General features: G+C 67.0%; 12 protein-coding genes. 7 read left to right on the top strand and 5 right to left on the bottom strand.

Annotation, left to right across the window (positions count from 1 at the left end; all coding sequences use genetic code 11):
* Positions 1-51 precede the first annotated feature (51 nt).
* Complete coding sequence (gene nadB / locus QM732_RS13895; protein ID WP_415656718.1) at positions 52-1665, top strand: L-aspartate oxidase; 1614 nt, start codon at positions 52-54, stop codon at positions 1663-1665.
* A gap of 83 nt (positions 1666-1748) precedes the next feature.
* On the opposite strand, the gene QM732_RS13890 is transcribed toward nadB, so the two are convergent.
* Positions 1749-2039 (bottom strand): late competence development ComFB family protein, encoded by a 291-nt coding sequence (locus QM732_RS13890; protein WP_415656717.1) that lies wholly within the window; start codon positions 2037-2039, stop codon positions 1749-1751.
* Positions 2040-2077: 38 nt separating this feature from the next.
* Entirely contained in the window at positions 2078-3190 is a 1113-nt protein-coding gene (gene nadA / locus QM732_RS13885; protein WP_415656716.1) for a quinolinate synthase NadA, read from the bottom strand.
* Between the two features lie 94 nt (positions 3191-3284).
* Between nadA and QM732_RS13880 the strand changes: the two genes are divergently transcribed.
* Positions 3285-4073 (top strand): substrate-binding periplasmic protein, encoded by a 789-nt coding sequence (locus QM732_RS13880; protein WP_415656715.1) that lies wholly within the window; start codon positions 3285-3287, stop codon positions 4071-4073.
* 134 nt (positions 4074-4207) lie between these two features.
* Here the strand turns inward: QM732_RS13880 and QM732_RS13875 are convergent, their stop codons facing one another.
* Positions 4208-4876: a hypothetical protein gene (locus QM732_RS13875; protein ID WP_415656714.1), complete on the bottom strand. Its 669-nt coding sequence runs from the start codon at positions 4874-4876 to the stop codon at positions 4208-4210.
* Positions 4877-5075: 199 nt separating this feature from the next.
* Positions 5076-5885, bottom strand: a complete 810-nt coding sequence (locus tag QM732_RS13870) for an AraC family transcriptional regulator (protein WP_415656713.1) — start codon at positions 5883-5885, stop codon at positions 5076-5078.
* 70 nt (positions 5886-5955) lie between these two features.
* Between QM732_RS13870 and QM732_RS13865 the strand changes: the two genes are divergently transcribed.
* From QM732_RS13865 to QM732_RS13850, 4 genes are all read left to right on the top strand, one after another.
* Positions 5956-7215, top strand: a complete 1260-nt coding sequence (locus QM732_RS13865) for an MFS transporter (protein WP_415656712.1) — start codon at positions 5956-5958, stop codon at positions 7213-7215.
* Between the two features lie 61 nt (positions 7216-7276).
* A complete protein-coding gene (locus QM732_RS13860; RefSeq protein WP_415656711.1) occupies positions 7277-8356 on the top strand; it encodes an AI-2E family transporter in 1080 nt (359 codons plus the stop codon).
* 86 nt (positions 8357-8442) lie between these two features.
* Positions 8443-10155: a thiamine pyrophosphate-binding protein gene (locus tag QM732_RS13855; protein ID WP_415656710.1), complete on the top strand. Its 1713-nt coding sequence runs from the start codon at positions 8443-8445 to the stop codon at positions 10153-10155.
* Positions 10148-10372 (top strand): RNA-binding S4 domain-containing protein, encoded by a 225-nt coding sequence (locus QM732_RS13850; protein ID WP_415656709.1) that lies wholly within the window; start codon positions 10148-10150, stop codon positions 10370-10372. Before QM732_RS13855 ends, QM732_RS13850 begins: the two co-directional genes overlap by 8 nt.
* Positions 10373-10430: 58 nt before the next feature.
* On the opposite strand, the gene QM732_RS13845 is transcribed toward QM732_RS13850, so the two are convergent.
* Complete coding sequence (locus QM732_RS13845; protein ID WP_415656708.1) at positions 10431-11171, bottom strand: PEP-CTERM sorting domain-containing protein; 741 nt, start codon at positions 11169-11171, stop codon at positions 10431-10433.
* Positions 11172-11758: 587 nt separating this feature from the next.
* Here QM732_RS13845 and QM732_RS13840 point away from each other — a divergent pair.
* Positions 11759-14116 (top strand): hypothetical protein, encoded by a 2358-nt coding sequence (locus QM732_RS13840; protein ID WP_415656707.1) that lies wholly within the window; start codon positions 11759-11761, stop codon positions 14114-14116.
* Positions 14117-14121 lie beyond the last annotated feature (5 nt).

Genomic DNA, 14121 nt, shown 5'->3' with positions numbered 1-14121 from the left:
CAATCCTCACGACGTCGGGCGGATGGCGCCCCTGCGGGACAATGCACCGCCATGACAGCTGCTCCCCAAGACGCCCCCGTCGTCATCATCGGCGCCGGCCTGGCCGGTCTCACCGTGGCCCTGCACCTGGCGGACAGCGTGCCCGTCGTCATCCTCGCCAAGCGCGAACTGACCGAGGCCGCGACGGCATGGGCCCAGGGTGGCATCGTGGGTGTGCTGGGCAGCGATGACTCCATCGAAAGCCATGTGCGAGACACCCAGGACGCCGGTGCCGGCCTCGTCGACGAGGCGGCAGCCCGCTTCATCGCGGAGCGCAGCGCCGCCGCAGTGGGCTGGCTGGTGGAGCAGGGTGTGCCGTTCACGCCCGATGACAGCGGCCCCATGGGCCTGCATCTGACGCGCGAGGGTGGCCACGCGGTGCGGCGCATCGCCCACGCGGCCGATGCCACTGGCAAGGCCATCCATGACCAGTTGCTGGCGGTCGCCCGTAGGCATCCGAACATCACGCTGCGCGAGCGCTGGATGGCGCTTGACCTGATCACCTCGCGCCATGTGCAGCGCGAGGACGTCGACAAGGGAGTGCCGCGCGTCTATGGCGTCTATGCGCTGGACATCGATGCCCAGCGCGTCGAGACGCTGGCCGCGCGGGCCGTGGTGCTGGCCACTGGTGGCGCGGGCAAGGTCTACCGCTATACGACCAACCCTGATACGTCCACGGGCGACGGCATTGCGATGGCCTGGCGGGCTGGCTGCAGGGTCGCGAATATGGAGTTCATCCAGTTTCATCCGACCTGCCTTTATCACCCGCAGGAGCGCAGCTTCCTCATCACCGAGGCGCTGCGTGGCGAGGGCGGGCATCTCAAATTGCCTGACGGTACGCGCTTCATGGCTGCCCACGACGAGCGCATGGAGCTCGCTCCGCGCGACATCGTCGCCCGGGCCATCGACTTCGAGATGAAGAAGCACGGCTTGGACCATGTATGGCTGGATGCCACGCATCTGGGCGAGGCCTTCCTCATCGAGCATTTCCCGACCATCCATGCCCGCTGCCTGAAACTGGGCATCGACATCGCGAGGCAGCCCATCCCCGTCGTGCCGGCTGTGCACTTCACGTGCGGCGGCGCGGTGACGGACCTATCGGGCCGTTGCGACCTGCCGGGTCTGTATGCCGTTGGCGAGACCGGCTACACCGGCCTGCACGGCGCCAACCGCCTGGCCAGCAACTCGCTGCTGGAATGTGTGGTGCTGGGCCAGACCTGCGCGGCCGACATCTTGGATCAGGCGGTGCAGGAGGCGGCGCCGCTGCCCGCCTGGGACGAGAGCCAGGTTGAAAACGCCGACGAGCAGGTCGTCATCGCACACAACTGGGACGAGCTGCGCCTGCTGATGTGGAACTATGTCGGCATCGTTCGCACCACCAAGCGGCTGGAGCGGGCCCTGCATCGCATCGCGCTGCTGAGGAGCGAGATCGATGACTACTACGCCAACTTCCGTGTCACGCGCGACCTGCTGGAGCTGCGCAACCTGGTGGATTGCGCCGAGCTCATCGTGCGCTCGGCACTAATGCGCCACGAAAGCCGCGGCCTGCACTACAGCCGCGACTATCCGCAGACGCTGCCGGTGAGCTTTCCGACGGTACTGATCAGCGAGCGGCGGCGGCGCTGAGTCGGGACCAAGAGCAGGCCCCGGGGCCTGTCCGACGCATGACGAAGCGTCGCCGCCATGCAAGGCGACGGGCATGAGCCGATTTACTTACGCGCCCTCAGTGTCGTCCTGGCCTGCACGAAGTTGAAAGCGTACCCAACGGCCTCCAGGATGGCAGTGTCGATCTCCGCGCGCTCGTGCTGGGTCAGGTAGAAGCTGAAGTCCACGGCGTGGCGGATGTAGCGCGGTGGCAGCCGGTTCAGCGCGACGCAGGCCACGTCGCACAACAGGTCGTTGCTGGCCGCAATGTCGGGAAAGTCCTTGGACGCATCCAGGACCGCCGCGAAGACCTCGCGCTCGTGGTGGTTGTAGAGGGAGCTGAAGTCGGCGTGCATGGCGGCTTTCCTGAAGGGATGCCGGATTTATAGCCTCATCAGGCAGCCCCGATACCGGGAACCAGCCCCGTCGCAGGCTCAGTTGCGGGCTTCTTTCTCGCAGCGACGAAATCCAGCATGCGCGTGATGCAGCCCTGGGCCTTCACGCGGATGGGTTCGGCGACATGGATCTCCGGCTGGCCACCTTCCAGGCAGTCCACCAGGTTGGCCAGGCCGTTCATGGCCATCCAGGGACAGTGAGCGCAGCTCTTGCACGTCGCGCTGTTGCCTGCCGTCGGCGCCTCGATGAGCGTCTTGCCCGGCGCCAACTGGCGCATGCGGTGCAGGATGCCGTTGTCGGTCGCGACGATATAGGCGGGCGCACTGCCTTCGACGACGGCCTTGATCAGCGCCGATGTGGAGCCAACGACGTCGGCCTGCTCGACGACGCTCTTGGGTGATTCTGGGTGCACCAGGATCCGCGCGCCCGGGTGCTCCTTGCGCAGCAGCTCCAGCTCCAGCCCCTTGAACTCGTCGTGCACGATGCAGGCGCCGTTCCACATCAGCATGTCGGCGCCGGTCTGCTCCTGGATGTAGCGGCCCAGGTGGCGGTCGGGCGCCCAGAGGATCTTCTGGCCCCTGGCGTGCAGGTCGGCCACGATCTCCAGCGCGCAGGAACTGGTCACCATCCAGTCGGCGCGCGCCTTCACGGCGGCGCTGGTGTTGGCGTAGACGACGACCTGACGATCGGGGTGGGCGTTGCAGAAGGCCTCGAAATCGTCGGCGGGGCAACCGAGGTCCAATGAGCAGGTCGCGTCGAGGTCGGGCATCAGCACGCGCTTCTCGGGGCTGAGGATCTTGGCCGTCTCGCCCATGAAGCGCACGCCGGCGACGACCAGCGTCTGCGCGGCGTGGTCGCGGCCGAAGCGGGCCATCTCCAGCGAATCGGACACGATGCCGCCAGTCTCCAGCGCCAGGTCCTGCAGCGCGCCGTCCACGTAGTAGTGGGCGACAAGGACGGCGTTGTGCTTGCGCAGCAGCGTCTTGGCGCGCTCGGCCAGCGCGCTGCGCTCGGGCGCTGTCAACGGCGCCGGAACCTTGGCCCACGCGTGAGCGGTGGAGCAGGTGCCGGAGGCGTCCTGCTGCGTGTAGTCGAACAACTGTGATTCCATGCTGATCAGGATCTCGGTGCTGCTTCGGGAAATGCTAGGCGGTCTCGGGAAGTTTTGCCGGGCTGGGGGCAGCCGGTCTCCCTACACTGGGTCGATGGTGAAGTATCCGGATTGTCGGGCCGGCTGGAGGTGGAGCGCGCAGCTGGCGATCTTTGGCGCGCTCGGCTTCGCGCCGGCTGTTTCGGCGGCCGATGCAGTGGGTGGGCGGCCGGTGCTGCACTTCATCGTCGGCGAGGACTGGGCGCCGCCCTATCTGGAGACGCGGGACGGCCGGCCCGTTGGTGGCCTGGCTTTCGATCTCATGGAGGCAGTGGCGCAGGCGGCCGGCGCGCGGTCCGAGTACCTGATGCTCCCACCTAAGCGCACCCAGCCTGCGCTGCAGGCTGGCGATGCCGACCTGATGTGCATGATGAGCCCCAAGTGGATGGCTCAGTCCTTGTCCGCCAAACGCATCGGGCCGCCGATGCTGGTGTTGGAGGACGTGCTGGCGTCTGGCCCCCAGGGGTCGGCCGGGCCGCTGGACCTTGCAGCCCAGCGTGGCCTGCGTGTGGGCACGGTGCTGGGCTACCGCTACCCGGAGCTGGGGCCGCTGTTTGATTCAGGGCATCTGGTGCGCGAGGACGCCGGAACCCAGCAGGCTTTGCTGGACAAGCTGGCACGTGGCCGCACAGACGCGGCCATCGTGGACCGGCTTGTGCTGGCTCGATACAACCGGGACCGCCCGCCTTCCGAGGTCTTGCGGGTCCGGCAGGTGGTGAGCTCGACGGTGACGCATTGCCTGCTGGGCGGCAAGACTGTGCTGCCGGCAGAGCGCCTGCGGCTCGCGTTGCGCGCCGTGGTCGAGCGCGGTGAATTGGCCCGGCTGATGCAGCGCTACCGCTGAGCGGCCGTCACGGTCAAGGGCGGAGGCTGGGCTTCGCGCCCGTTGATGCGCATGACCCCCTGTGCCGGGATCAGTCGTTGTCAAAGAAAAGAGCCCCGACAAGCGGGGCTTCCAGGCGTGCTGCGGGGCGGAGATCAGCTTCCGTGCTTCTTCTGCGCGCGCCGGACACCGCCCAAGGCAAGCAGGGACAGACCGACCAGCGCCGCGGAGGCGGGTTCGGGCAGCTCTGCAGCGACGGTGGGGGTGCCGAAAATCTCGATCTTCGCCGAGGCCAGGTTGAACCGCATCGCCGAACCTTGGTCGGTGCTGAAGGACAGCACGAAGTTCTCCTTGCTGAGGATGTCGCCGAAATTCGACCGGGTGTTGTTGAACGTGATGGTCTGCAGCCCGTTCGCATCGAGGGTGCCGAAGACGATGCCGGAGGTGACGTAGTCGAAGCCGCCGCGGACGCTCCAGCTTTCGGTGAACAGGTTCAGAAAGCCGCCTTTCTGGTCCTTGGCGCCCGAAAAATCGAGGGTCACCTTGAAGTGGTCGATGGTGTCGAAGTTGATGCCGGAGAAATCGAAGACGTCCGCAAACCGGTTGCAGGTGTTCGAAGCCGTTGCCTTGACCGTGATCGAGCCGGCATTGAGCGTGTCGCAGTTGCCCCCGGGGTGGAACACGCTCATGACGCTCGCCGCCTGGTGGTTCGCGCTGCTGCCATAGAGGTGTTCGATGGTGCCCAGCGACACAGGGGCTGCCATGGCGGCGGTCGTCAGGAGAGGCGCGCCTGCGGCGATGGCGGCTCGGATCAGTTTCTGCATTGGGTCAGACCTTTTTGGGAGTGGTACTGCCAAGCTGCAATAACTGGACCATCCGGGGTGGTCGCCGGAAAAACCTTTTGATGACAGTGGCTTAAGGAAATTCGAATCTTGCTGTTAGCTGTCGATTGTCAAGAAATCCGACAATCTAGGGATGGCGTAATGTTGATGATTGATGTCCGTAAGTGTTGCGGCGCAGGTTTCATGCGTGGTCGAAGAACCGGCGGGGCGGCATGCCGACAGTGCGCGTGACCATGGCCGTGAAGGCACTGGCGCTGGCATAGCCCAGCTCGGATGCGATATGACTCATTGGCCGGCCTCGCGCGGCCAGGGTTAGCGCATGGGCAAGCAGCAACTGCGAGCGCCATTGGGCGAAGCTCGTGCCGAGTTGCTCCCGGAACAGGCGGCTCAGCGTGCGCGGGCTGGCGCCGGCTTCAGCCGCCCATTCCTCCAGGCCTGCGTGGCGGCCGGGTTCGCGCAGCATGGCCTCGCAGAGCTTGCGCAGCCGGGCGTCCTGCGGTAGCGAGACGCCAAGGGCCAGGGGCCGGGCGCGCCGCAGTTCCATCAGGATGAGCGCTTCAATGCCGCGGCGGCGCTCGGTGTCTTCGTCGCTCTCGGGTGGCGCGGGGTCGGGTATGGCGGGCAGCGCCAGCACCAGCTCTCGCAGCAGCGGCGACACCTCCAGCACCCGACCCACCTGCCAGGCGTCCCCAGCCAGTAGCGAGGGGCCGAGATACAGGGTGCGCAGGTCGCATTGCTCGATGGCTGTCACCGCATGGACGATGCCGGGCGGAATCCAGACTGCGCGCGACGGCGGCACGATGTAGGTCGACGCCTCGGTGCTCACGCGCACGGCGCCCGTCATCGAGAAGACCAACTGGGCCCAGTCGTGGCGGTGGGGCTGGATGTCGGCCAGGTGTTCCAGCAGGCGCGACTTGGCTCTCAGCGGACGCTCGGGCGTGGGCGCGAAACGCTCGGGCGAGAAGGCAGGGAAGCTGCGGCGTCCGGTCATGGCGTGATTTCAATAAAACTTGACGAATCATCGCAACTTCGCCGGTCCGTGTCTCACCAAAATGAGGTTGATGAACACTGCACTCGCTTCAGCGCTCGACTCGGGGCACCAGCGCCGACGGGACATCGCGACGATCTCCACCATCGGCGCCGCCCACGGCAGCTCGCACTTCTTCCACATGCTGCTGCCACCCCTGTTCCCGGCCTTCATCCAGGCCTTCGGGCTCAGCTACTCGGAGTTGGGGCTGCTGGTGACGACCTTCTTCGTCATCTCGGGTGCGGGCCAGGCGCTGTCGGGTTTCATCGTCGACCGCATCGGTGCGCGGCCGGTCCTGTTCGCCGCGATGGCCAGCTTCTTCCTCGCATCCGTGGCCGCTGGCCTGGCTCAGGGCTTTGGCGGGCTGATGCTGGCCGCGGCGCTGGCGGGTGTGGGCAATGCGCCCTTCCACCCAGCAGACTTCACCATCCTGAACAAGCGTGTCTCGCAGCCTCGCCTGGGGCATGCGTTCTCGGTGCATGGCATCAGCGGCAACCTCGGCTGGGCAGTTGCGCCGGTGTTCTCCATCGGCATCGCCGAGGCCACCGGCAACTGGCGTTTCGCCTACGTCGGTACCGCCCTGGTCGCGCTGGCCGTCATTGGCTTGCTGTTCTGGCAGCGCGCCGCCATTGACGACCGTCAGGGCTCGTGGGGCCACGCAAAGCCGGCCGCCGGTGCCGGGGCCGAGCACCCCTTGGCCTTCCTGAGGCTGCCGTCGGTGTGGCTGTGCTTCTCATTCTTCTTCTGGACCACGGCGGCCCTGTCGGCCATCCAGAGCTTCGCCAGCCCGGCCCTGCACCAGATCTACGGACTGCCCCTGGCGCTGACGGCCTATGTCGTGACCGGCTACATGCTGGCGGGCGCGGCGGGCATGGTCTGCGGCGGCTTCCTTGTCGCCAGGGCCGAGCGTTTGGAGCGCACCATCGCCTGGGCCATGGCTTTTGCGGCGGCGCTGCTGCTGCTGACGGCCACCGGCTGGCTGCCGGGCAGCCTGGCGGCCACAGTGGCTGCGCTGGCTGGCTTCGGCACGGGGTTGGCCGGCCCGTCGCGCGACATGTTGATCAAGCGCGCCGCGCCTCCCGGCGCTACGGGACGGGTCTATGGCACGGTGTATTCGGGCCTGGACATCGGCTTCGCGGTGGCCGCACCGGTGTTCGGTGCCATCCTGGATCACGGCATGCCGCGCGGCGTGTTCGCCGGCTCCGCGGCGGCGCTGATGTTGGGCATCGCGTCGGCCGGCCTCGTCGGCATCGGCTTGATGCGCCGCAAAGTTGCCGCCGCGGTCGCGGCCTGAGCGCCGCAGTGGCCTAGCATGCGCGACACCGCCCACTCTTGGGCCGACCGGTCGCGCCCCGATGAGATTCAAGAACTTCGTCACCTCGCCAGCCCTGGAAAACAACGCCTTCCTGGCGCTGCTGGTCGCGGCCAGCCTGGCTTTCGTGTGGATCCTGCTGCCCTTCGGTGGCGCGGTGTTCTGGGGCGCGGTGATCTCCATCGTCTTCATGCCGGTCTACAACTGGCTGCTGCGCAAATGGAGGCAGCGGCGCACGCTGGCCGCGCTTGCGACGCTGCTGCTGGTGGTGCTGATGGTCGTGCTGCCGCTGATCCTTTTGGCGGGAACGCTGGTGAAGGAGGGGGCCGCGCTGTACCAGCGCATGCAGTCTGGCGAGACGAACTTTGCCCGCTACTTCGAGCAGGTCATCGCCGCGCTGCCCAGTTGGGCGCATGACCTGCTGGAGCATTTCGGGCTGACGGACTTCAACGAGCTGCAGACGCGCATCGCCGATGCCATCGCGCGAGGCAGCCAGATGATCGCGACCTATGTCTACAGCATGGGGCAGAACGCGCTGGACTTCGTCATCGGCTTCTTCGTGATGCTGTATCTCGCGTTCTTCCTGCTGCGCGACGGCGCGCAGTTGAGCCGTCGCATCCGCACTGCAGTGCCACTGGCGCCGGATCATCGCAAGCACCTGGCTGCGAAGTTCATCACCGTGATCCGAGCCACCGTCAAGGGCAACATCCTGGTGGCTGCCACGCAAGGTGCTTTGGGCGGGCTGGCGTTCTGGTTCTTTGGCATCAAGGGCGCGTTGCTCTGGGCGGTCCTGATGGCCTTCCTGTCACTGCTGCCCGCCATAGGCGCGGGGTTGATCTGGTTGCCGGTGGCCATCTACTTCCTCGTCACGGGCGCCATCTGGCAGGGCGTGGCCCTTATCGCCTATGGCGTGCTGGTGATCGGCCTGGTCGACAACGTGCTGCGCCCCATCCTCGTGGGCAAGGACACGCAGATGCCCGACTATCTGGTGCTGATCTCCACCATCGGCGGCATGGCCGTTTTCGGCATCAACGGCTTCGTCATCGGCCCGGCGATCGCGGCGATGTTCATGGCGGTATGGGACCTTTTCGCCAGCGCGCGTGAAGAGGTCGTGGCGTCCTAGGGGCCAGCAACTTTTCTCATGGGCGCCCCGTCGAATGGCATCGCCGCCGCCGCGCCGCCGTGCACGTCGGCAGCTAAAGTCCTCGCATGACTAGACAACCTGAAGCTGCCCGCCTCGCCGGCCACGCCTTGGTCGAGGCACTGATCGCCCAGGGCATCGAGACCGCCTTCGGCGTGCCGGGCGAGAGCTACCTCGCCGTGCTCGACGGTTTCCACGAGCATGCCGGCAAGATCCGCTTCGTCGCCTGCCGTCAGGAGGGCGGTGCGGCCTTCATGGCCGAGGCCCAAGGCAAGCTGACCGGCCGCCCTGGCATTTGCTTCGTGACCCGCGGGCCGGGTGCGACCAACGCCAGCATCGGTCTGCACACGGCCTTCCAGGATTCGACGCCGATGATTCTGTTCATTGGCCAGGTCGCCAGCGACCAGCGCGACCGCGAGGCCTTCCAGGAGGTGGACTACCGCCAGATGTTCGGCCCCGGCACCCTGGGCATGGCCAAGTGGGTGGGCGAGGTGCAGGATGCCGAGCGCCTGCCCGAATACGTGGCGCGCGCCTTCCACACGGCAACGCAGGGGCGTCCCGGCCCGGTCGTCCTGGTGTTGCCCGAGGACATGCTGACCAAGCCCATCACCGCCCCGGTGCTGCCGCCGGTGCGTCCCGCCGAAGCAGCACCGACGCCCGCCGCACTGGCCGAACTGCGCGAGCGCCTGGCCACTGCAAAGAAGCCGCTGGTCATCGCGGGCGGCGGTGGCTGGACGCCCCAGTCCACTGCTGCGCTGCAGGCCTTTGCCGAGGCCTGGCACCTGCCGGTGGGCTGTGCCTTCCGCTTCCAGGACCTGTTCGACAACCGTCACCCGCTGTATGCCGGCGACGTGGGCATAGGCATCAATCCCAAGCTCGCCGCGCGAGTGAAGGAGGCCGACCTCATCCTCGCCGTCGGCCCGCGCCTGGGTGAGATGACGACCGGAGGCTACACACTGCTGCAGGCGCCGCGCCCGACGCAGCAGCTGATCCACATCCATGCTGGCGCGGAGGAACTGGGCCGCGTCTACACGGCCGAGCTGCTGGTCAACGCCAGCATGAGCACGGCCGCGCCTGCCCTGGCCACGCTCGCTCCGCCGGAGGACATCTCCTGGCGCGCCTGGACCGATGCCGCTCATGCGGACTACGAGGCCAACCTCGTGCCCACGCCGGTCAGCCCGCTGGACATGGCCGAGGTCGTCAGGCTCATCGACGCGAAGCTGCCCGCCGGTACCATCTTCACAAACGGGGCTGGCAACTACAGCGGCTGGCTGCATCGGTTTCACCGCTACACGACGCTGCACCGCGAAGGCCGCAGCCAGCTTGCGCCGACCTCGGGTGCGATGGGCTACGGCGTACCCGCCGCAGTGGCGGCCGCTCTGCTGCAGGAGGAGCGCTGGGTCGTCAACATTGCCGGTGACGGTGATTTCTTGATGACCGGGCAGGAGCTGGCGACGGCCACTGGCTACGGTGCGAAGAAACTGCTGGTGGTCGTCGTCGATAACGGCACCTACGGCACCATCCGGATGCACCAGGAGCGCGAGTACCCTGGCCGCGTGTCGGGCAGCGATCTATTCAATCCCGACTTCGCCAGGCTTGCCGAGGCCTTCGGCTTCGCAGCCTTCAGGGCGGAAAGCACAGATGAGGTCGGTCCGGCACTGGACGCGGCCATCGCGGCCGGGCGGCCGGCGCTGTTGCACCTGCGTCTGTCCAGCGACGTCAGTACCTCCCGCAGCACGCTGACCGCCATCCGAGAGGCGGCGAGGGCGCGTCATGCTTGAGCTGACGCTGCGCGGCGAGTTCATCGAGCTCGACAAGCTGCTCAAGGCCATGGGGCTGGCCGAGAGCGGTGGCCGGGCACGGCTGGCGATCGCGGCGGGCGAGGCGAGAGTCGATGGGCAGGTCGAACTGCGCAAGACCGCCAAGATCCGCGCCGGCCAGGTGGTGGACTTTGGCGGCCAGCAGGTGAGGGTTCTGCAGGGACCGCCCGGCGGCTGAGACTGCCCAAAGAAAACGGCGGCCCGCAGGCCGCCGTTTTGGCACTCAAGAGTGCGGCTCAGGTGCGGCGGCGACGCACCAGGCCCAGGCCCAGCAGCGTGGAAGCGACGAGCGCCAGGCTGGTCGGCTCGGGCAGCGTGCGCACCACTTGTTCCTTGGTGCCAATCGTGAAGCTGTCGAAGGCGAAGAAGTCGCCCGTGCCAACGGTCGACAGGAAGCGGATGCTGTTGAATTCCTCGGCAGCGTTCTCGGCGATCAGGCCGAAGTACAGGATGCTGCCGTCAGCGACGCTCAGCGCCGCGGTGGGAACGTCCAGCGTGGAGACCACGCTACCGTTGTTCGACAGCTCAAGCTTCAGCGTGCCGCCGAAGTCGCCCAGGTCGATACCGTAGAAGCCGAATGCGGCCAGGGAGTTGCTGAAGTCCACTTGGAAGGGGTTGCCGCCGCCAGCAGACACTTCCCAGTAGCGAGTGCCACCGGGCACCGAGTAGCGGCCGGCGCCGTTCGTCGCGCCAACGGCATTGGTTGCCACAGAGCCAGCGCCATTCAGCGTGGCGGTGCCGGCAGCGCCGAAGTCCAGGGCCAGCGGGGCAGAGCCGGAGCGCGACTCGAAGTTCTCGGTGCCGACGCCGGTGAGGTTGCTCTTGAAGCTGTTCTCCGCAGCGGTCGAGTTCGTGGACGCCACCTGAGCGCCGGCATTGCCGTTGTTGTCGATGCCGGTATAGACGAGATAGGCGTTCGCACTGCCGGCGGCCATCAGGGCGGCGGCGCAGGCGATGGAGGTGAGGAGCTTGCTCATCGGTGACTTTCTTGAAAAGGTTGCAATGAAATTTCCGAGGGTCACTAAGCAGCATCCATGCCATTACTTGTAAGTCACTGTCGCAAAAAGAGAAATTGAATTTCAAGGGAATTTCTTTCGATGGGCTGTCAATCTTTTCGACATCCCTGAAATAAGGGTCGGCGGGTTCGGCGGACGGACAACGTTGCCGCCGGGTTCGCCCCGCCCCGCGGATCGGTGCCCCCCGGGATTGCCCGGCGTTGACCAGCGGTCCAAAAAACGAAACACTGTTCCAACTGTTCGCCAAACCACAGCCGTCGACCGGCCGCCACCGGGTGGCCGGGGTTGTGATGGCCGACGCAGTGCGGCGCGCCTGTTGCGCCCGCTCACCCTGCTGACGCTCGAGCGAGCCGGTGCCGCGAGGGCGATCAGTGCCACCTCGGCCTGCCGCCGATTCCCCGTCCCCGACTGCTGAAGCGTTGTGCGCCCGATCCCTGACGGATCGGGGGCCGGGCGGGCTCGCGCCTGCCCGTGATCCAGGGCCTTGCGAGGGGACGGCATGCATACACACAAATCGCGCGTCACCAAGGCGCGCCCGGAGACATGCCATGACTTCAAGAATGCCCAGGCGCGGCCTGCTGGCGTCGTCCATCTCGCTCGGCCTGCTGGCCTGCGGTGGCGGCCAGGAGAATGCCGCGAACTTCGCCACCCTCCAGTCCAGTGAGCAAGCCACGGCCGGTCGGCTCGATGCCAGCGGTGCGAGCGCTGCCGATACCGCCACGGCCCGGATCCAGGCCGCGCGCGACCCGCGCCCGATCACGCCGGCACCGGCGCCCGTCATCGATGCCGTCAGCCTCACCGACACGACGGCACCGCTGCTGTTCGACGTCGGCACGCGCACCTATGCCGCGCCGAGCACCATCAGCGGACTGCACAACCCGAGCAACTACCGCGCCGCACCCAGGTTGCCAGCCTGGCAGTTCGCTACCGTCGACCCGACCAACGGCGTGCTGGGCTTCGAGCGCGAGACCGCACCTGACATCGGCTGGCACGGCCAGTCGCGTGCCGGCAAGGTGCTGGTCACCGGCGGCTCGTCGGCGGCGGCCGACCGTGTCTACACGGTCTTCAACAAGGAGCAACTGCTGGCTGCGCTGCGAGAAGCGAAGAACCAGCCCAAGATCATCCGCATCGTCGGCCACATCGACTTTCGCTGGCGCGACAACAACACGGTGTTCGAGGAGTACACGGGCTTCCTGGACCAGAAGAATGGCGGTTCGTTCTCCATCCCGTCCAACACGACGCTGGTGGGCATCAACGATAGCAACGGCCGGCCGGCCCGCATCACCGGTACGCAGATCCTGATCGGCATCGAAGCCGCGCTGACGCCAGGCGGGAGCCCGGAGGCCGATTTCAAGGCCTGGGTCGCTGCCGGCAAGGACCCGGAGCTCTACCCGACCTGGACGCGCAACATCATCGTGCGCAACCTCGCCATCGACACGCCCTGGGACGTGAACCCGGAGGACAGCGACAACGCCTACATGGACGGCGTGACCATCACGCGCGGTCAGCAGATCTGGTTCGACCACGTGACCATCAGCGACGGCGACACGCCCGAGTCGCTCGCCAGCGACACCCGCCACGACGGTGCGCTCGACATCGTGCGCGGCAGCGACTACGTCACCGTCTCCAACAGCATCTTCACCAAGCACCACAAGAACAGTCTTGTCGGCAACGGCGACTCCGGTCGCGCCTGGAGTGATGCCGGCCGCCTGCACGTCACGCTGACCGGCAACTGGTGGGACCATGCCTACAGCCGCCTGCCGCTGGTGCGCTTCGGCCAGCTGCACATGTACAACAACCTCGTCGCCGGCAGCACGACGACCAGCGACAGCGATCGCAAGTTCGGTTCCGGCCTGGATGTGCGCTACCAGTCAGACGTGATCTCGGAGAACAACTTCTACGAGTTCACCGGCCTCAAGCCCAAGGAGGTCTGCGGCAAGCTGGCCGGCGGCAAGGATGCGATCAGCTTCCGCAGCAGCGGCCACCGCTTCATCAGCGACAAGGGCGACGACGGCAAGGCGATGACCTCGGTCATCGACGTCGAGCTGCAAGGCTGCGACAGCCTGCCCGTGAAGCAGAACTGGGTGCCGCCCTACGCGTACACGCTGCGGGGCGCCGACACCATTCGCGATGCCATCCGCACCAGCTCCGGTGCCGGCCGCCTGGGCCTGTTCGCGACGCAGGGCCCGGCACCGGCTCCGCTGCCCGGCTCACCGGCGCCCAGTCCGTCGCCTTCGCCGTCTCCCTCGCCATCGCCTTCCCCGAGTCCGGCCCCCGCGCCCGTGCCCGTGCCCAATCCGCCGCCGCTGATCCCCGGCACGGCCTGCACGGTGACGCTGCCCTGCAGTGACGGTGGCGGCGAGTCGGTGCTGAGCCCGCTGGTCACCGTGGCCGTGCCTGCGGCTGCGTACGTGCAGGAGACCGGCACCTACACACTGTCCGGCGCTGGCGTCATCAACTCCGGCAGCCCCTACACCTTCAATTTCAAGTACGCGGCGTTGACGGGCGACTTCACGTTCACGGCCCGCCTTGTCAATCAGGGGGGCAGTGCCGATTCGGCGCGAGCCGGCATCGTTGCAGCCGATGGCGTCAGCGGCACGCCGGTCTACGCCTGGACTGCGCGCTATTCCTCCACCGGCGAGATCCGCGCGGCCACCAACGGCAACAACCGCTCCAACCTAAGCGGCTTCGCGAGCTCGACGCCACCCGTCTGGGTGCGTATGCAGCGCCGTGGCAACGCCGTGTACTCGGCCGCGTCCGCCGACGGCGTGACCTGGGCCGAGAAGACCAACCTCAGCGTGACCGGCACGACGCTCTACGTCGGCCTGGCGCTGTCCTCGGGCAGCAACAGCGCCGTCGTCACGGCCGATTTCGACAACGTGACCATCGTCGGCGGTGGCCGCTGATGCAC

The sequence above is a fragment of the Roseateles sp. genome (genome assembly GCF_047654805.1).
Lineage (GTDB): Bacteria > Pseudomonadota > Gammaproteobacteria > Burkholderiales > Burkholderiaceae_C > Pelomonas.
Note: the sequence above shows the minus strand (reverse complement) of the source record. Positions and strands in the feature narration are given on the sequence as shown.

Coding starts and splice junctions, on each gene's coding strand:
- QM732_RS13855 (WP_415656710.1), top strand. CDS start 8,443: ATGACTAGACAACCTGAAGCTGCCCGCCTCGCCGGCCACGCCTTGGTC.
- nadB (WP_415656718.1), top strand. CDS start 52: ATGACAGCTGCTCCCCAAGACGCCCCCGTCGTCATCATCGGCGCCGGC.
- QM732_RS13890 (WP_415656717.1), bottom strand. CDS start 2,039: ATGCACGCCGACTTCAGCTCCCTCTACAACCACCACGAGCGCGAGGTC.
- QM732_RS13865 (WP_415656712.1), top strand. CDS start 5,956: ATGAACACTGCACTCGCTTCAGCGCTCGACTCGGGGCACCAGCGCCGA.
- QM732_RS13840 (WP_415656707.1), top strand. CDS start 11,759: ATGACTTCAAGAATGCCCAGGCGCGGCCTGCTGGCGTCGTCCATCTCG.
- QM732_RS13850 (WP_415656709.1), top strand. CDS start 10,148: ATGCTTGAGCTGACGCTGCGCGGCGAGTTCATCGAGCTCGACAAGCTG.
- QM732_RS13880 (WP_415656715.1), top strand. CDS start 3,285: ATGGTGAAGTATCCGGATTGTCGGGCCGGCTGGAGGTGGAGCGCGCAG.
- nadA (WP_415656716.1), bottom strand. CDS start 3,190: ATGGAATCACAGTTGTTCGACTACACGCAGCAGGACGCCTCCGGCACC.
- QM732_RS13845 (WP_415656708.1), bottom strand. CDS start 11,171: ATGAGCAAGCTCCTCACCTCCATCGCCTGCGCCGCCGCCCTGATGGCC.
- QM732_RS13870 (WP_415656713.1), bottom strand. CDS start 5,885: ATGACCGGACGCCGCAGCTTCCCTGCCTTCTCGCCCGAGCGTTTCGCG.
- QM732_RS13860 (WP_415656711.1), top strand. CDS start 7,277: ATGAGATTCAAGAACTTCGTCACCTCGCCAGCCCTGGAAAACAACGCC.
- QM732_RS13875 (WP_415656714.1), bottom strand. CDS start 4,876: ATGCAGAAACTGATCCGAGCCGCCATCGCCGCAGGCGCGCCTCTCCTG.